The organism is Cupriavidus sp. WKF15 (assembly GCF_029278605.1).
Lineage (GTDB): Bacteria > Pseudomonadota > Gammaproteobacteria > Burkholderiales > Burkholderiaceae > Cupriavidus.
This window is the reverse complement of sequence record NZ_CP119573.1, coordinates 1,610,376-1,627,989: the sequence shown is the minus strand read 5'-3', so window position 1 is coordinate 1,627,989 and position 17,614 is coordinate 1,610,376. Positions and strand designations below refer to the sequence as shown.

The following is a 17,614-nucleotide window of genomic DNA, read 5'->3' as shown; positions in this document are numbered from 1 at the left end:
GCGCCGCATGCGTTGGGGGCCGGCGCGGGGGACTACGGGACTACGATACTGCGGGCAAGGCTCAGATATGCGAGCGGCTCTGCACCACGCGGAAGCGATTGGCAACAAATGCCGCGTCGGACAGCGACGCATTGGCCGCGGGATTGGCGCCGGTGGCGTGGAAGTCGCTGAACGCCGCCGACTGGTTGACGAACACGCCACCGGTCAGGTTCAACGACAGCGCTACGCCGGCGTCTTCCGCCGCATCGCGGATGGCATCGGCCACGCCGTCGTCGGTGGTGTAGGCGGACAGCGTCAGCGCGCCATGCTCTTTCACGCCGCGGTGCGCCACGTCAATGCTGTGCGCGGTGTCATTGGTGGCCACCACGAACGAGATCGGCCCGAACAGCTCCTGCATGATCTTGCCTTCATCACCCGCGTCGACCTTCAGCACCAATGGCGTATGGATGCGGGCGTCCGGGAATTCCGGATGCTGCAGCGCGCGGCTGTCGATGACGATCTCGCCCAGCGCGCGCGACGCTTCGATGCGTTGCACCACACCGTCGTTCTGGATGGCACCGAGCAGTTCCACCGCCTTGCTGGCATCGCCCGTGAGCTTGCCCACGGCTTCGCCGATGGCGCTGGCAACCTGGTCGAAGCTCAGGCGCCCTTCCGGCGTGTCGATGCCATCCTTGGGCACATAGATGTTCTGTGGCGCGGTGCACATCTGGCCCGAGTACAGTGCCAGCGAGAACGCGATATTGCGCACCATGCCCTTGAAGTCGCTGGTGGAGTCGATGACGATCTGATTCACGCCGGCTTTCTCGGTATACACCTGCGCCTGGTGCGCATTGCGCTCCAGCCAGTCGCCGTTGGCGGTGCTGCCGGTGAAATCGATCAGGCGGACTTCCGGGCGCAGCGCCAGCGTCGACGCCATGCGCTCGGTCGGGTCGTTGGCCACCAGCGTGACGAGGTTCGGATCGAAACCCGCTTCCTGCAGCACTTCACGCGCCACCTCCACGGTGATCGCCAGCGGCATGATCGCGCCCGGATGCGGCTTGACCACCACGGCGTTGCCGGTCGCCAGGCTCGCGAACAGGCCGGGATAGCCGTTCCAGGTCGGGAACGTGCAGCAGCCGATCACCAGGCCCACCCCGCGCGGCACCACGGTGTATTGCTTCACCATGCGCAGCGGCTCGTTCTTGCCCTGCGGCTTTTCCCAGACCGCACGCTTCGGGATGCGGCGCATCTCGTCCCACGCATAGGCCACGGCTTCCAGGCCGCGGTCCTGCGCGTGCGGGCCGCCCGCCTGGAACGCCATCATGAAGGCCTGGCCGGTGGTGTGCATGACCGCGTAGGCGATCTCGAAGCTGCGGCGGTTCAGGCGGTGCAGGATCTCCAGCGACACACCGACCCAGGCCTCCGGCCCGGCCTTGCGCCAGGCAGGCATGCCTTTGGCCACGCCCGCGAAGAGCTGGTCGAGGTCAGGCTTCGGATAGGTAACGCCGAGTTCCAGGCCGTATGGCGAGACTTCCTTGCCGGCCTGCCCGATGGAGCCCGGTTGCGACAGCGCGAAAGGCTTGTTCAGCCGCGCCTCGAATGCGGCCTTGCCGTCGGCGTTGGCGGTTTCGCCGTAAGCCTTGGGGCTGGGCGATTCGGGGAACGGGCTCCAGTAGCCGCGCTCGGCGATGGCCTGGGTGGCCTGGTCCAGCAGGGCCTGGTGACGCGTGAAAAACGGATGGGACACGGCTTGCTCCGGGGAAACGGGTTCTTGAATGGCGTGAGTAAGTACCGGGAGACGCTTCAGGTTTCCTGGTCGAAATCGATCACCAGCTTGTCGGTGACGGCGTAGCTCTGGCAGCTCAGGATGAAGCCGCGCGCGACTTCGTAGTCTTCGAGCGCGAAGTTGACATCCATGTCCACCTCACCCTCGATGCGCTTGCAACGGCAAGTCGAGCACACGCCGCCCTTGCACGAGTAAGGCAGCTCGATGCCCTGCGCCAGCGCGGCGTCGAGGATGGTCTCCTTGTTCTTCTCCAGCGTGAACTGGCGCGTGCGGCCGTCCTGGATCACGGTGACCTCGCACTGCTGCTGGCCCACCTGCTTGTGCGCATGGGCCGCCGGACGCGCCGCGGGAATGCTGGTGGCGAACAATTCGCGCTTGATGCGTGCCTTGTCCACGCCGCTCTCCTGCAGCGCCTGCGAGACCTCTTCCATCATCGAGTGCGGGCCGCAGATAAAGGCCACGTCGATATCCTGCGGACGTACCCAGTGGCGCAGCAGCGCGCGCACCTTGTCGCCGTCGATGCGGCCGTTGAACAGGTCGATATCGAGCTGCTCGCGGCTCAGCACGAAGACCAGGTTGAAGCGTTCCAGGTAGGTATCCTTCAGGTCTTCGAGTTCTTCCTTGAACAGTACCGAGGACGATGCCCGGTTGCCGTAGAACAGCGTGAAGCGGCTGTCCGGCTCGGTCATCAGCGTGGTCTTGATGATCGACAGCATCGGCGTGATGCCACTGCCTGCGGCAAAGGCGACATAGTGCCTGCTGTGCGTTTCCGACAGCGGCACGTGGAAGTGCCCGGACGGCGGCATGACTTCGAGCGTCATGCCGGGTTGCAGCGCGTCGTTGGCCCAGTTGGAAAACAGGCCGCCGTCCACGCGCTTGATCGCCACGCGCAGGCGCTGGTCCTGCACGGCCGAGCAGATCGAATAGGAACGGCGCACGTCTTCGCCGCCGATGCCGGCGCGCAGCGTCAGGTGCTGGCCCTGCACATAGCGGTAGGTATCGGCCAGTTCGTCCGGCACGGCAAACGTTATCGCCACGGCGTCGCGCGTTTCGCGGGTGACCGAGGCCACCGTCAGTTCATGGAATTTGCTCATCTCCCCCACCTGTCTCGTTCAGTGAGCCTTGAAGTAATCGAACGGCTCCTTGCAGTCGCCGCAGCGGTACAGGGCCTTGCATGCCGTGGAGCCGAACTGGCTGACCAGGCGCGTGTGACGCGAGCCGCAATGCGGGCACGCGACTACCAGCGCCGGCGACGCCTTGCGGCTGATGCCGCTGATGTCGATCACCTGCTGCGCGGGCGGCGCAATGCCGTAGCCGGACAGGCTGGCCTTGCCGCGCGGGCTCATCCAGTCGGTGGTCCAGGCCGGCGCCAGGCGCGTTTGCACGCTCACGCGGTCGATGCCCTGCCCGGCCAGCACGCGCTCGATGTCGTCACGGATCACCGTCATTGCCGGGCAGCCCGAGTACGTCGGCGTGATGGTGACCACGCAGGTGTCATCCACCCACGCCACGTCGCGCACGATGCCGAGGTCGACTACCGAGATCACCGGAATCTCGGGGTCCGGCACCTTGTCAAGCCAGGCCAGGACCTGTTCGACGCTTGCCCGTTCAGCCACTTGCGCTGGCATGGCGCTCACCACTGGGCGCCCGGATAGGCGCGCTGCAGGAACTGCATCTCGGCCAGCAGGTAGCCAAGGTGTTCCGTATGGCGGCCCTGGCGGCCACCGGTCTGCGACCAGCCGCCCGCCGGCACGCGCAGCGTCGCTTCTTCCAGCACTTCGCTCACATGCCGCTGCCACGATTCAGCCAGCGTGGCCGGGTCCACCGCGACGCCCTGCGCGACCAGCGCGGCATCGGCGGCGTCGGACTCGAACAGTTCCCCGGTGAACATCCACAGGTCGTCGAAGGCGTCCTGCATGCGGCGGTGGCTCTCTTCGGTGCCGTCGCCCAGGCGCACTACCAGGTCGGCGCTGCGGCGCACGTGATAGGTCACTTCCTTCAGCGACTTGGCGGCGATCTCGGCAATGCGCGCATCGGTCGAATGCTGCAGCCGCTCGAGCAGGAAGTAGTGCCAGGTATCGAACAGGAACTGGCGTGCCAGCGTATCGGCGTAGCTGCCATTGGGCTGTTCCACCAGCAGCAGGTTGCGAAACTGGTGTGCGTCGCGCAGGTAGGCAAGCTGGTCCGCACTGCGGCCCGCGCCTTCGACTTCGGCGGCGTAGCCAAGCCACAGGCGGGTCTGTCCGATCAGGTCGAGCGCCACGTTGGTGAGCGCGATGTCCTCTTCCAGCGCGGGGCCGCGGCCGCACCATTCCGACAGGCGCTGGCCGAGCACCAGCGTGGTATCGCCCAGGCGCTGCAGGTATTCGAACTTGTGTTGGTCCATGGTGGATGCGTCCTCGCGCCTGGAAATCAGATGTGCTTGACCTCTTCCGGCATCGGGAAGAAGGTGGGGTGCCGGTAGACCTTGCTGTTGGCGGGCTCGAACAGCGGGCCCTTGTCGCCGGGGCTGCTGGCGACCACGTCGGCGGCCTTTACCACCCAGACGCTCACGCCTTCGTTGCGGCGCGTATAGACGTCACGCGCATGGTTGATCGCCATTTCACCGTCCGGCGCGTGCAGGCTGCCCACGTGCTTGTGGGCCAGGCCGTGCTGGCTGCGGATAAAGATCTCCCAAAGCGGCCACTCTTTCATGGCAACTCTCCTGTCAGTTTGCGGGGTTGTCGGCGCTGGCGCGCCGGAGGGTTCAGGCGGCGGCGCGGTCTTGCCTGTCGGCATGCGCCACCAGCGCTTCACGGAACCAGGCGCCGTCGTCCCAGGCCTTGACGCGGGTGCGCAGGCGGTCGCGGTTGCACGGGCCGTTGCCGCGCACGACGTTGTAGAACTCGTCCCAGTCGATGGCACCGAAGTCGTAGTGGCCGCGCCCCTCGTTCCACTTCAGGTCCGGATCGGGAATGGTCAGGCCCAGGTGTTCGGCTTGCGGCACGGTCTGGTCCACCATCTTCTGGCGCAGCTCGTCATTGGAGAACAGCTTGATGCGCCATTGCATCGATTGCGCGCTGTTGGGCGAATCCGCGTCGGACGGGCCGAACATCATCAGCGCCGGCCACCACCAGCGGTTCAGCGCGTCCTGCGCCATCTGCTTCTGCTCGGGGGTGCCCTGGCACAGCTTGAGCAGGATGTCGTAGCCCTGGCGCTGGTGGAACGACTCCTCCTTGCACACCCGCACCATGGCGCGGGCATAGGGGCCGAACGAGCAGCGGCACAGCGGCACCTGGTTGATGATGGCCGAACCATCGACCAGCCAGCCGATGGCGCCGATGTCGGCCCAGTTCAGCGTCGGGTAGTTGAAGATGCTCGAGTACTTGGCCTTGCCGGAATGCAGGTCGCCGAGCAACTGGTCGCGCGACACGCCCAGCGTTTCCGCCGCGCTGTACAGGTAGAGGCCATGGCCCGCTTCGTCCTGGATCTTGGCCAGCAGCACGGCCTTGCGTTCGAGCGTTGGCGCACGCGTGACCCAGTTGCCTTCCGGCAGCTGCCCGACGATCTCGGAATGCGCGTGCTGGGAGATCTGGCGGATGAGGGTCTTGCGGTAAGCCTCGGGCATCCAGTCCTTGGCTTCGATCTTGATGCCGGCGTCCACGCGCGCCTGGAACTCGCGTTCCTGCGGGTCCATCTCTTCCATCGCGCGGAGCCTTGTTGCCCCGGTATCCACCAACTGTGCGTACATGCCGTACTCCGATCTGTAGGGTCTTGACTTGCGTCAAATCATTCGGTTGCAGTGGATGATAGTGATACAATTTGATTCAAACAATCGACGATTGTGTATCACTTCAAGGTGCATGCATGGCCACTCGTTCAGACGTGGATGCCGTTTCCCCGCAGGTCGCACGACTCGCGCGCGGGCTCAAGCTCGGCGCCAATTCGATGCTGGTGACGTTGTTCGGCGATGTGGTGGCGCCACGTCCGCAGGCGCTGTGGCTGGGCAGCCTGATCCGCCTGGCCGCGCCGTTCGGCATCAATGACCGGCTGGTGCGCACCGCGACGTTCCGGCTGACCGCGGACGACTGGCTCGAGGCCACGCGGATCGGGCGGCGCAGCTATTACGGCTTGTCGGAGGCGGGGCTGCAGCGCTGCGTCCATGCGGGCAAGCGGATCTATGCCGGCGATGCGCCCGACTGGGACGGGCGCTGGACCCTGGCGCTGGTGCGCGGCGACGCGCGCGCCACGATCCGCCAGCGGCTCAGGCGCGAACTGCTGTGGGAAGGCTTCGGCGCAATTGCACCGGGCGTGTACGCGCACCCGAATGCCGATGCCGGCTCGCTGGGCGAAATCATCCGTGCCGCGCAGGCGCAGGAGTTCGTGGCGGTGATGCAAGCCACCAGCATCGAGGCATTCTCAATCCGGCCACTGCAGACACTGATGCACCAGACCTTCAAACTTGGCGACGTGGCGTCCGCCTGGCAGGCATTGCTGCGCCGCTTCTCGCCGGTACTGGCCGACGCACACGGCATGGTCCCGGCGGACGCGTTTTTCGTGCGCACCCTGCTATTGCACGAATACCGCCGCGTGCTGTTGCGCGACCCGAACCTGCCGGAACAGCTCCTGCCGGCGGACTGGCCGGGCCGCACCGCGCGAGACCTGTGCCGGGATATGTACGCGGCCCTGCTCGACGCCAGCGAAGACTACCTGCGCGAAGTGGTCGAAGTGTCCGACGGCCACCTGATCAACGCTAACCGCGCGCTGCGCAGGCGCTTTGGCGCGGGCAGCCACGCCGAGGCCGCCCGCTAGGCGCGGAAGTGCGCGCCGGTGCGCTAGCGCGATCCCTTCACGGTCGTGTAGGCGGTGATCAGGTTCCGGTAGTCCGGTATGTGGTTGGAGAACAGCGTCCCGAGTCCTTCGATATCGTTGCGCCAGTCACGGTGCAGCTCGCAAGCCACGCCGAACCACGTCATCAGCTGCGCGCCGGCTTCGCTCATGCGCCGCCACGCCGAATCGCGCGTGACTTCGTTGAACGTACCCGACGCATCGGTGACGACAAAGACGTCAAAGCCTTCCTCGATCGCGGAGAGCGCCGGGAACGCCACGCAGACTTCGGTCACCACGCCGGCAATGAGCAACTGCTTCTTGCCGGTGGCCTTCACGGCCTTGGTGAAATCCTCGTTGTCCCAGGCATTGATCTGCCCGGGTCGCGGGATGAACGGCGCGTCGGGGAAGATCTGCCTGAGTTCGGGTACCAGCGGGCCGTTGGGACCATCCTCGAAGCTCGTGGTCAGGATGGTTGGCAACTTGAAGTACTTGGCGAGATCCGCCAGCGCCAGCACGTTGTTCTTGAAACGGTCCGGCTCGATATCACGCACCAGCGACAGCAAACCGGCCTGGTGATCCACCATCAGCACCGCCGCCTGGGTCTTGTCCAGGCGCTTGTAGGTCTTGCTCATCTTGGGCTCCGGTTGGGCGGCCTGACACGTTGGACAGGCACGCATGCAAGAGGCATCGGGCGGCACAGGGAAGCTGCTGGCCTGACCTGCCCTCGCGCATTGCCGGCAGCGCCATTGCCTGTCGGCCATGCGTTCCAAAGCATAGGTCGGGCTGCGCGCGTGCGACAGGACAAAAAAGGCACCCCGGCGCCGGTGGCTAGGCATCCCATGGAATCCGTCCTACCGTGGAATCAAGGCGAGCTTTCTGGCTTGATCCGTCAACTTCGAACAGGAACCTCCAATGAAAGCAAGACCATTGCTGCTTTCCGCGTCCGCGGCGCTGTGCCTGGCGTGCGCTTCCATCGCCGACGCCGCACCGATGACCGTATCGTCCAGCGCCTTCTCCGAAAACGCCGCCATTCCCGCGGCGCATGGCGGCAGCCAGCCGGACTGCGGCGGCCAGGGCGTATCGCCCCCGGTCGCGTGGTCCGGCCTGCCGGCAGGCACGCGCTCCGTGGCGATCTTCATGTTCGATCCCGATGGCGCAATGGGCCTCGGGGTCTCGCACTGGGTTGCCTACAACATCGCGGCGGATCGCGGCCACCTGCGGCAGGGCGAGGGGCAGAAGGATGGCCCCGGCATCACAGTCGGCAAGAACATTACCGGCGAGGCCGCGTACCGCGGACCTTGCCCGCCTCCCGGCGATGTCCCGCACCACTACATCGTGACGGTGGTTGCGACCGACCTGGAGCCCGGCGCGCTGCCTGCGGGCCTGACGCGCAATGAACTGATGGCGGCGCTCAAGGGACATGCGCGCGGCGGCGCCAGCGTCGTGGGCCGCTACGGCCGGAAGTAGAGGCTGCGCGGCGGCAAACCGGCGGCTCCGCGGTTACGGGCGATAGCCGCAGAGGCGGCAGCATCACAAATTTGTCAAACTCGACCGCCAGAATGGGGCGCTTTTGCTGGCGCGGCGTGGTGCCGCGCTCACCGATCCCGGCAAAGGAGCCCGCCCGATGTTCCGTCAAACCGTCCTGGCCAGCGCCATCACGCTGGCCTGCCTTGCCCTGTCGCCGTCGCTGCAGGCGCAGACCGCCTACCCAGCCACGCTCGCCGGCCACGCCGTGCTGCCGGCCCAAACTTATCTGCCGGTGCCCAAGGACGCTCCGGCCGACCTGCAGATCAGCGGCAAGTTCACCACCGCGCAGCGTGCCGATACGCCGGGCTCGGTCGAAGGCAAGTCCAACGGCCGCCCGACCGGCGTGTCGCTGCCGTTCCGCGGCCAGCCCGCACAGGGCCACTCCGGGATCAAGCGCATGGCCGACGGCACCTTCTGGGTGCTGACCGACAACGGCGCGGGCGCCAAGGCCAACTCGCCGGACTTCATGCTCTACCTGAACCACTACAAAGTGGATTTCGCGAGCGGCAAGTTCCAGCGCCTGAAGACCGTGTTCCTGCATGACCCCGACAAGAAGGTGCCGTTCCGCATCGTGCACGAGGGCAGCAAGGCACGCTACCTGACCGGTTCGGATTTCGACACCGAGAGCTTCCAGTTCGCCGGCGGCTCGCTATGGATCGGCGACGAGTTCGGCCCCTTCCTGATCCAGGCCGATTTGGACGGCAAGGTGCTGGCGGTGTTCGAGACGCAGGTGGATGGCAAGGTCGTGCGCTCGCCCGACCACCCGGCCATGACCACGCCGGGCGCGCCCGATGGCACGGTGAAGTTCGAGGTACGCCGCTCGAAGGGCTTCGAGGGCATGGCGTCATCGCCGGACGGCAGCAAGCTGTACGCGCTGCTCGAAGGGGCGCTGTGGAACGAGGCCAGCCGCAGCTACGAGACCGTAGACGGCAAACCCTATCTGCGCGTGCTGGAGTTCGACGTGAAGCAGCGCGCCTGGACTGGCCGCCACTGGAAATACGTGCTCGAAGCCGGCCACCATGCGATCGGCGACTTCAATATGATCGATGCCACCACCGGCCTCATCATCGAGCGCGACAACGGCGAAGGCACGCCCGACAAGGCCTGCCCCGCGGGCCAGAAGCGCACCGACTGCTTCGACGACGTGGCGAAGTTCAAGCGCATCTACAAGATCGAGCTGACCGACGCCAACGCCGGCGCCCCGGTGCGCAAGATCGGCTATATCGACCTGCTGCGCATGGCCGACCCGAACCACCTGGCGCGCAAGCCGCTGACCGATGGCGCGCTGGCCTTCCCGTTCTTTACGATCGAGAACGTGGACGTGGTGGATGCCAGCCACATCGTCGTGGGCAATGACAACAACCTGCCTTTCTCCAGCAGCCGCGAACCCAATCGCGCGGATGATAACGAGCTGGTGTTGCTGGAAGTGGGCGAGTTCCTGAAGGCGCGCTGAACGTTGTAGTGGCTGTTTGCTCCCCTCTCCCGCGTGCGGGAGAGGGGAGAAAGCCGGGCCCGATTGATGCGTTCCCGACAATCCCGGGCCGACTCCGACCGGAGCCTGCCTCAGGCCGAGAATCAGGCAGCGACGCGGAAGATCGCCACCGCCTGCTTGAGCCGCTGGGCCTGTTCTTCCAGCGAGCCGGCCGCCGCAGCAGCCTCTTCGACCAGCGCGGCGTTCTGCTGCGTGACCGAGTCCATCTGCGTCACGGCCTGGTTGACCTGCTCGATGCCGGCGCTCTGCTCGGCCGACGCCGCGCTGATCTCACCCATGATGTCGGTCACGCGCTTGACCGCTTCCACGATCTCCAGCATGGTCTGGCCCGACTGCGCGACCAGGGCCGAGCCCTTTTCGACGCGGTCGACCGAATCGCCGATCAGTGCCTTGATCTCCTTGGCGGCGGTGGCGCTGCGCTGGGCCAGGCTGCGCACCTCGCCCGCCACCACGGCAAAGCCGCGGCCCTGCTCGCCCGCGCGCGCGGCTTCCACCGCGGCGTTCAGCGCCAGGATATTGGTCTGGAACGCGATGCCTTCGATCACCGCGATGATGTCGACCACCTTCTTCGACGCGCCGTTGATCTCTTCCATGGTCACGGCCACCTTGTCGGCCACATCGCCGCCCTTGGCCGCGATCTCCGACGCGTTCACCGCGAGCGAACTGGCCTGCCTGGCGTTGTCCGCGTTCTGGCGCACGATGCTGGTCAGCTCTTCCATGCTGGCAGCGGTCTGCTGCAGCGAAGACGCCTGCTCCTCGGTGCGCTGCGACAGGTCGGTGTTGCCCACGGCGATCTGGCTGGTGCCCGAGGCAATGGCCTCGGTGCCGGTGCGCACATCGCGCACGATGCGCAGGATATTGGCGTTCATCTCGCCCAACGCGTTGAGCAGCTGGCCCGTCTCGTCCCGGCTGTCCACGCGGATGCGGCTGGTCAGGTCGCCGGACGCCACCGTGCGGGCGATCTCCACCGCATGGCCCAGCGGCCGGGTGATGCCGCGCGTCAGCCACACCGCAAAGGCAACGCCGATCGCCAGCGCCAGCACCGCCAGCACCATCAGGCTGTTGCGGGCATTGGTGTAGATGGTGTTGATCTCGGCAGCCGTCGTGTCAATGCTGGTGCGCTGGATGTCGAGCAGTTTCTGGATCTCCGCCAGGTAGGCATCGCCGGCGGGCACGAACTCTTTCTCCAGCACTTCGTTGGCTTGCTCGGTCTCGCCTTCCTGCTTGAGTTTGGTGATCTTGTCGCGCGCGGCGTTATACGGTTCACGCACCTGCAGGATCTTCTGGAACGCGGCCTTCTCGGCCTCCGAAGTCAGCATCGGCTGCATCTTTTCGCGCAGCGCCGCGATGCCTTCGAGCGACGCCTTCGTTTCCTTGGCGAAGAAGGCGCCGAGCGACGGATCGGCGCTCTTGGCCACCGCCATGGTCCGGCGCACGCTGGTATGCATCAGTCGGTACCAGTCGCTGACGAGGCGCTCCTTGGTCAGCGGCTGCTGCATCATGTCATGCGTGCGCTCCGCCACCTGCTGCAGGCGCAGGATGCCAAACGCGGACATCAACGCGCACAGCACCAGCACTACGCCAAAGCCTATGCCGAGGCGTACCCCGATTCCAAAGTTCTTCATTGTTTTCTTCTACCTGATCTGGACTTCGATACGGCGAAGTGCTGGCGCGCGGGAACGCCGCCGCCTTTCGCTCTCGTGCGCCGCCGACCCGGACCGGGTCCAGTGGCGGGCTATGGATGGGAACGGCAGTGGGAGCCGAAACTTTAGGGTTTCTGCGAATACCCGGCGACGGAGGGGTGTGGGTAGTGCTGCCGCCCCGAGGCGAATCGGTGCAGTGACACGTCGATGCATTGCGACGCGCCATGACCGACCGCCAAAACCGGACTGGTCCCGCCCTTCGCTTTGCGCAGCTCTGATGATCGGTTCGCTATCGCACGCATCGCCATGACGCATTTCGCACAAAATTTGTGCCGCGATTCATTCCGGCCCCTGTCATTGGCGAGCTCCAAGGCCAACAACGAATCGCGACGGGTATGGCATGCATATTGCGTTTGAGGACCCCGGGGCCAACGACGGCCTTTTATCAAATAGGCTAGTCGCGATGACGCGCTCCAAACGGGGCGGCCGGGGCAACGGCGCCCCGAAGCGGAGGAGAAATCGAACCCGGAAACGGTTTCGCAGCCATCCGCTTCGGGGCGCCTTTTTTTTGCCGGTCAATGCGCGCGCGTCTGCCTCGACACTCTGGCAAGGAACATGAAAATTTCCTCTTCCCGATCCCCCCAGGCCGAAGTGTCCGCTGAGACCATCGGCACGCTGATCAATCTTTCCGGCAGGCAACGCATGTTGTCGCAACGGATCGTGCTCCAGATGTTGCGTGCCTCGCGAGGGGATCCAGGCGCTATCGATATCGCGCGCAAGTGCCTGGAGACCTTCGAGTCCGCGCATTCGGATCTCGTGACCGGCAATGAGTCCTTGCCGGGCGCCTTCTCCGCGGCCTTGCAGCAGCTGTACTTCGGCCATTCGCGCGCCGATGCACGTATCCGTGAATTCACTAGCCACGCCAGGGCCGCGATAGACGCGCCGCCGGCCGACACCGCCTGGCGAGCCGCATCGCTTGATGCGCTCGTGGCGCAGGCAACCCCGATACTTGAACTGCTGCAGGCCGTCACTCAGGCATATCAGGAGGAAATGCATCATTGCGAGATCGCGGTGCGCAAACGTCAGACCGACCTTGGCGAACGCCTCGGCAGTATCTCGATGCAGGCGAACATCGTCGCCATGAACGCGCGCGTCTCGGCGGCCCGTGCCGGAGAGTACGGCAGGGAGTTCTCCGTCATCACACAGGTGCTTGCCGACATCATCAAGGAGATGGACCAGTTGGTGCGCCACGTCCTCAACCCGGGCAACGCGTCCACTGGCGCGCCCAGGCACTGATCACGGAGACGAGCTTGAAACGCCATTGCCGTTACCTCTGCTTGATGCTCTGTAGTGTCCTGTGGCTTGCCTCGGCAGGCATCGCCTTTGCGGAAACGCTCACCATTAACTCGGCGATCAACAAGGCGGGCCGCCAGCGCATGTTGTCGCAACGCATGGCCAAGGCATACTGCCAGGCAGGCCTTGGCGTCGAGATCGAACGTTCGAAGAAGATCATGGAGCAATCCATGATCCTCTTCGACAAGCAGCTCGCCGATCTGAAGACGTTCTCGCCCACGCCGGAAATCAAGGAGACCTACGACAGACTCGGTCAGGCATGGACGATCTACAGGCAATTGCTAACCGGCAGCGAGCCGAATCCCGAGAACGTAAAGAAAATCGCAATGGCGAGCGAGGACGTGCTCAAGCTCGCGCAGCAAGGAACCATGCAACTCGAAACGCATTCCGGCACCGTAGCGGGAAAGCTGATCAACGTTGCTGGCCGACAGCGCATGCTTTCGCAGAGAATCGCCAAGATCAGCATGTTGCGCGCCTGGGGCATCGACTCCCCACAGATTGCGCAGGAACTGGATACTGCCTCTAGAGAATTCGCGGCCGCGCAGGAGCTTCTCGCAGCAGCGCCCCAAAACACGCCCGCAATCCGCGGCGAACTGCAGCTTGCCGGCACTCAGTGGCTCTTCTTTGAAGAGGCACTCAAACAGACAGGCGTCAGCCGTGCGGAACAATTGAGAAACATCGCGACTACCAGCGAGCGGATTCTTCAAGTAATGGATAACGTCACCGGCATGTACGAGGGAATGGCCAGGTAACATGGCATTGTTCCCTGCAGCTGCTGGCCCCTGGCATGGCGGTCGGGCGGTTCCGTTTGCTCAGTGCGACTTCCCGTACAAGTCCAGTGGCACCGGCTGGGTCAGCGTCTCGGGGTGCAGGATGCAGTCAAGTTCCTCTTTGGACAGCAAGCCCTTGCGTAAGACGATTTCATACACGCTGCCGCCTGTGCCGAGCCACGGCCGGACCTCGCGGCCCAGGCGCGCCATGCCGCTGCCGCCGCGGCAGTGGCTGCCAGCCATGCCGGTGCATACGCCCCCTTGCGGCAAGAACTGGAGGGCCTGTCCGGCTGACGGCTACCCGCTATGACGCCGGCGCGGCGCGGGTTCCGAAGGATGGAAATCTATCCCCGCTTCTGCCCAGTCACATCCTGCGACGCTCCCACCATCGTGAGCGCATTCCCATCCTCGTCGAGCGTCACCTCGCCCTCCTCGCGAATCTCCCGTCGGCTTCCGTCCGGTAGCAGGATCGTGAATTCGACGCGGTACGGCTGCCCGTCGATAATGGCCGCGCGGATTGCTGCCTCCACGCGCGGGCGGTCTTCTTCCACGATGGACGCCATGAATCGCTCGATCGTCACCTTGAATGCCTGGGGCGCCCAGCCAAAGAGGCGGTAGGCCTCGTCCGTCCACGAGCAGTCGTCGGTCTGGATGTTCCAGTACCAGCCGCCCAGGTGGGCGATTTCCTGGGCCTTGGCCAGCAGCGCCTCGCTCTGCCGCAGGGCCGCCTCGGCGCGGCGGCGTTCGCTGATGTCGAGGCTCACGCCGATCATCTTCACGGGACGCTGTGCGAAGTCGTGCACCAGCGTTGCGCGGGACGAGATCCAGCGCGTCGCGTTCTCGTGCACCACGCGGAACTCCCACTCATGCATTTCCGGCGCTCCCAGCGCGCGCTGCAGCACCTCGCGCAGCCGCGCCGCATCGGATGGATGCACGCAGGCCCAGAAGTCGTCCATGGTGCTGATATGGCGGCCGAACAGGGTGATGTCGTTCGGCGAATAGGTCACGCTGTCCGTCAGCACGTTCCATTCCCACGTGACGATGCCCGAGACCTCCTGCGCGAATTTCATCCGCGCTTCGCTCTCCATGATCTCCGTGAGGTGCTTCTGGCGCAGTCCGCGCATGTGCGGGTCGGTGATGCTGCTGGCCTCCAGATCCGCGATGGCACGCTCGCCATAACGCAGCCACAGCCAGTTCACGCCGAGAAACTTCGCGAGCGCGAGCAGCCGTTCGTACTCGATTTCGCCGCCGCGCGTCCATTTGTGGACCGCCGACGGCGACACCGACAGGGCCTCGGCCACCTGCTTGAGCATGATGCGCTTGCCCTCCAGTACACCCTTGAAGCGGGCGGCGAATGTGTCTTCCGTCATCGCTTTCCCTAATCTCCGATTAACCGTCAGTGAATTACACAACCAGAACCATACAGCATTCGCCGCTTTTTGGCGTTCCTGATAGAAATCAGCCATCAATTCCACAAAATCAATCGATTTTTTGAGATTGATTGGCCGGCGCTTGAGTCACTAGACTTCGTCTCACATCACCACAAGTTATTTAATTAACTATCAGTGAATCACTCTGGTACGTAAAGAACCCCAAAGGAGACACGCCATGCAACAAGCGACTGCCCCCGTCTGCCCCGCTTCCGGCGAACTGGGCTACACCCTGCCGGCGCACTACTACACCTCGCAGGACATCTTCGAACACGAAAAGAAGACCATCTTCGCGCGCAACTGGATCTGCGTGATGCACCGCAGCCAGGTGGCCGAGCCGAACCAGTACGCCACGGTCAATGTGGCCGGCGAGAATGTCTTCGTCGTGCGCGGCCGCGATGGCGTCCTGCGGGCGTTCTACAACGTGTGCCCGCACCGTGCCCATGAACTGTTTCCCGAAGGCGCCGGCAAGGCGAAGAACGTCATCACGTGCCCCTACCACGCCTGGTCCTTCGGCCTGGACGGCAAGCTGATCCACGTGCGCAATGCCGAAAACGTGCCGGGCTTCTGCAAGGACAACGCGGGCCTGACCCCGGTCCGCGTGGAAGAGTTCTGCGGCCTGATCTTCGTCAACCTCGATATGAACGCCAAACCGCTGGCCGAACTGGCGCCCGGCCTGAACGACGAGATCCGCGCGCGCTGCCCCGACGTGGACAAGCTCGTCCCCGCGCGCAGGCTCACCTACGAGATGAAGGCCAACTGGAAGGTCGTGGTCGACAACTATCTCGAATGCCTGCACTGCCAGACCGCCCACCCGGCGCTGGTCGAGTCCATCCAGATGGAGACCTACCGGCACGAGGTGCGCGGCATCTACACGAGCCAGGTCGGCAAGACCCGCTCGGGCAGCGACGCATTTACCTACGACAGCGACGCTCCCAACACCGATTTCGCCGCCTACTGGCTGTGGCCTAACGTCACGCTGAACGTGCTGCCTGGCGACGGCAACTACGGCGTCTTCTACATGTTCCCGGTCGACGCCGACACCACCATCCAGCACTTCGAGTTCTACTTCCGCGACGCCACGCCGACCGCCGAGCAGGAGCAGCTCATCGACTACTACAAGAATGTGCTGAAGCCGGAAGACCTGAGCATCGTCGAGTCGGTGCAGCGCGGCCTGAAGTCGCGAGGTTATCGCAACGGACAAGGCCCGCTGCTGGTCACCGACGATCGTACGTCCGCCATCGGCGAGCACGGCGTGCAGCACTTCCAGCAAATGGTGCTAGACGCCCTCGCCGCCTGACACGCGCCCCCATAGAAGAAGGAATCCAGAACCATGATCCAGACCCAGCTCTATATTGACGGCCAGTGGCGGTCGCCACTCGAAGGCGGCACGCGCGACATCCTCAACCCCGCCGACGAAGCCGTGATCGCCCAGGCCGCCGAGGGTACCCGCGCCGATGCCCGGCTGGCCATTGCCGCCGCCCGCCAGGCCTTCGACGGCCCGTGGCGGCAGACCAGCATCCGCGACCGCGCCAAACTGCTGAACAACATCGCCGGACTGATCGATCGCGACGCGGAGGAACTCGCCCGTCTCGAATCGCTGAACACCGGCAAGACGCTCACCGAAAGCCGCACCGATATGGGCGACATCGCCGCCACGTTCCGCTACTTTGCGGGACTGGTGGCCTCGGAGTCCGGCGCCGTGAACGAGGCGCCGCACCATGTCATCAGCCGCACGCTGCGCGAGCCGGTCGGCGTATGCGGCCTGATCACGCCGTGGAACTACCCGCTGCTGCAGGCCGCGTGGAAGATTGCCCCGGCACTCGGCGCGGGCAATACCGTCATCATCAAGCCGAGCAACCTGACGCCGCTTACCACGCACCATTTCACGAAGCTGATCGCCGAACTGGATCTGCCGGCCGGCGTCTTCAACCTCGTTACGGGCGGCGCCGAAGTGGGCGCCGAGCTGGCCGAGAGCCGCGACGCCGACCTGGTCTCGTTCACCGGCGGTGCCTTCGCGGGCGAAAGCATCATGAAGGCCGCGACCGGCAACTTCAAGCGCATCGGCCTGGAGCTGGGCGGCAAGAACCCGAACATCGTCTTCGCCGATGCCGACCTCGACGTGGCCGTCGACTATGCGCTGAACGCCGCTTTCTTCCATGCGGGCCAGGTCTGCTCGGCAGGCTCGCGCCTGATGATCGAAGACAGCATCTACGATGCCTTCGTGGCAAAGCTGGCCGAGCGCCTGCCACGCATCGCGATCGGCAATGGCTTCCACGCCGAGACGCAGATGGGGCCGGTCCAGTCGGCCCAGCAGCACGAGAAGATCCTGCGCATGGTGCAGGCAGGCGTCGCGGAAGGTGCCCGGCTGGTCCACGGCGGCAAGCGGCCCGAAGGTGACGTATACCGGAAGGGCTACTGGCTGCAGCCGACCCTGCTCGCCGACGTGACCGCCGACATGAACATCGCGAAGGAAGAGATCTTCGGCCCCGTGATTACCGCGGAACGCTTCCGCTCCGAGGACGAAGCGCTGCGTGCCGCCAACGACACGCCGTACGGCCTCGCCGCCGCGGTCTGGACGCGCGATCTCGACAAGGCCAACCGCATGTCGCGCGCGCTGCGCTTCGGCACGGTCTGGGTGAACGACTACCATCCGTACTTCCCGGAAGCACCGTGGGGCGGCTACAAGGCGAGCGGCATCGGCCGCGAGCTGGCGCGCATCGGCCTGGACGAGTACACCGAACTGAAGCACAGCTATATCAACCTCGCACCGAAGGCGATGGGGTGGTTCGGCGCGTGAGCGCCGGTATCGCCTACATCACTCA

At 64.9% G+C, this 17,614-nt stretch carries 17 protein-coding genes; 7 read left to right on the top strand and 10 right to left on the bottom strand.

What is annotated here, in order from left to right:
* Window positions 1-61: 61 nt before the first annotated feature.
* Genes paaN through paaA form a run of 6 tightly spaced genes read right to left on the bottom strand, consistent with a single transcriptional unit; the run spans window position 62 to window position 5,495 of the window.
* Window positions 62-1,726: a phenylacetic acid degradation protein PaaN gene (gene paaN / locus CupriaWKF_RS24805; protein WP_276101093.1), complete on the bottom strand. Its 1,665-nt coding sequence runs from the start codon at window positions 1,724-1,726 to the stop codon at window positions 62-64.
* 56 nt (window positions 1,727-1,782) lie between these two features.
* Window positions 1,783-2,859: a 1,2-phenylacetyl-CoA epoxidase subunit PaaE gene (paaE, locus tag CupriaWKF_RS24800; protein ID WP_276101092.1), complete on the bottom strand. Its 1,077-nt coding sequence runs from the start codon at window positions 2,857-2,859 to the stop codon at window positions 1,783-1,785.
* Window positions 2,860-2,877: 18 nt separating this feature from the next.
* On the bottom strand, window positions 2,878-3,393 hold the full coding sequence (gene paaD, locus CupriaWKF_RS24795; protein ID WP_276101091.1) for a 1,2-phenylacetyl-CoA epoxidase subunit PaaD: 516 nt from the start codon (window positions 3,391-3,393) through the stop codon (window positions 2,878-2,880).
* A 5-nt stretch (window positions 3,394-3,398) separates the two neighbouring features.
* Entirely contained in the window at window positions 3,399-4,151 is a 753-nt protein-coding gene (gene paaC, locus CupriaWKF_RS24790) for a 1,2-phenylacetyl-CoA epoxidase subunit PaaC (protein WP_276101090.1), read from the bottom strand.
* 26 nt (window positions 4,152-4,177) lie between these two features.
* Window positions 4,178-4,459 (bottom strand): 1,2-phenylacetyl-CoA epoxidase subunit PaaB, encoded by a 282-nt coding sequence (paaB, locus tag CupriaWKF_RS24785; protein ID WP_011299861.1) that lies wholly within the window; start codon window positions 4,457-4,459, stop codon window positions 4,178-4,180.
* A gap of 52 nt (window positions 4,460-4,511) precedes the next feature.
* Window positions 4,512-5,495: a 1,2-phenylacetyl-CoA epoxidase subunit PaaA gene (gene paaA / locus CupriaWKF_RS24780; protein ID WP_276101089.1), complete on the bottom strand. Its 984-nt coding sequence runs from the start codon at window positions 5,493-5,495 to the stop codon at window positions 4,512-4,514.
* Window positions 5,496-5,611: 116 nt separating this feature from the next.
* On the opposite strand from paaA, the gene paaX reads away from it, so the two are divergent.
* Entirely contained in the window at window positions 5,612-6,556 is a 945-nt protein-coding gene (gene paaX, locus CupriaWKF_RS24775; RefSeq protein WP_276101088.1) for a phenylacetic acid degradation operon negative regulatory protein PaaX, read from the top strand.
* 23 nt (window positions 6,557-6,579) lie between these two features.
* Here the strand turns inward: paaX and ycaC are convergent, their stop codons facing one another.
* The gene (gene ycaC / locus CupriaWKF_RS24770) at window positions 6,580-7,206 is read right to left on the bottom strand and encodes an isochorismate family cysteine hydrolase YcaC (RefSeq protein ID WP_276101087.1); all 627 of its coding nucleotides are present in this window, start codon (window positions 7,204-7,206) and stop codon (window positions 6,580-6,582) included.
* 280 nt (window positions 7,207-7,486) lie between these two features.
* Between ycaC and CupriaWKF_RS24765 the strand changes: the two genes are divergently transcribed.
* The gene (locus CupriaWKF_RS24765) at window positions 7,487-8,041 is read left to right on the top strand and encodes a YbhB/YbcL family Raf kinase inhibitor-like protein (RefSeq protein WP_276101086.1); all 555 of its coding nucleotides are present in this window, start codon (window positions 7,487-7,489) and stop codon (window positions 8,039-8,041) included.
* A gap of 157 nt (window positions 8,042-8,198) precedes the next feature.
* Window positions 8,199-9,554 (top strand): esterase-like activity of phytase family protein, encoded by a 1,356-nt coding sequence (locus tag CupriaWKF_RS24760; protein WP_276101085.1) that lies wholly within the window; start codon window positions 8,199-8,201, stop codon window positions 9,552-9,554.
* A gap of 122 nt (window positions 9,555-9,676) precedes the next feature.
* Here CupriaWKF_RS24760 and CupriaWKF_RS24755 read toward each other — a convergent pair whose 3' ends face one another.
* A complete protein-coding gene (locus tag CupriaWKF_RS24755; RefSeq protein ID WP_276101084.1) occupies window positions 9,677-11,218 on the bottom strand; it encodes a methyl-accepting chemotaxis protein in 1,542 nt (513 codons plus the stop codon).
* 633 nt (window positions 11,219-11,851) lie between these two features.
* Here CupriaWKF_RS24755 and CupriaWKF_RS24750 point away from each other — a divergent pair.
* Window positions 11,852-12,532, top strand: coding sequence for a type IV pili methyl-accepting chemotaxis transducer N-terminal domain-containing protein (locus tag CupriaWKF_RS24750; protein ID WP_276101083.1), 681 nt, complete (start codon window positions 11,852-11,854; stop codon window positions 12,530-12,532).
* Between the two features lie 14 nt (window positions 12,533-12,546).
* Window positions 12,547-13,341, top strand: a complete 795-nt coding sequence (locus tag CupriaWKF_RS24745; RefSeq protein ID WP_276101082.1) for a type IV pili methyl-accepting chemotaxis transducer N-terminal domain-containing protein — start codon at window positions 12,547-12,549, stop codon at window positions 13,339-13,341.
* A gap of 60 nt (window positions 13,342-13,401) precedes the next feature.
* Here CupriaWKF_RS24745 and CupriaWKF_RS24740 read toward each other — a convergent pair whose 3' ends face one another.
* Together CupriaWKF_RS24740 and CupriaWKF_RS24735 are read right to left on the bottom strand one after the other, a co-directional pair.
* A complete protein-coding gene (locus tag CupriaWKF_RS24740) occupies window positions 13,402-13,602 on the bottom strand; it encodes a hypothetical protein (protein WP_276101081.1) in 201 nt (66 codons plus the stop codon).
* 101 nt (window positions 13,603-13,703) lie between these two features.
* Window positions 13,704-14,729, bottom strand: coding sequence for a PAS domain-containing protein (locus CupriaWKF_RS24735; RefSeq protein WP_276101080.1), 1,026 nt, complete (start codon window positions 14,727-14,729; stop codon window positions 13,704-13,706).
* A gap of 238 nt (window positions 14,730-14,967) precedes the next feature.
* Here CupriaWKF_RS24735 and CupriaWKF_RS24730 point away from each other — a divergent pair, with 238 nt between their 5' ends.
* Window positions 14,968-16,089 (top strand): ring-hydroxylating oxygenase subunit alpha, encoded by a 1,122-nt coding sequence (locus tag CupriaWKF_RS24730; protein WP_276101079.1) that lies wholly within the window; start codon window positions 14,968-14,970, stop codon window positions 16,087-16,089.
* A gap of 33 nt (window positions 16,090-16,122) precedes the next feature.
* Complete coding sequence (locus CupriaWKF_RS24725) at window positions 16,123-17,589, top strand: aldehyde dehydrogenase family protein (protein WP_276101078.1); 1,467 nt, start codon at window positions 16,123-16,125, stop codon at window positions 17,587-17,589.
* Window positions 17,590-17,614 lie beyond the last annotated feature (25 nt).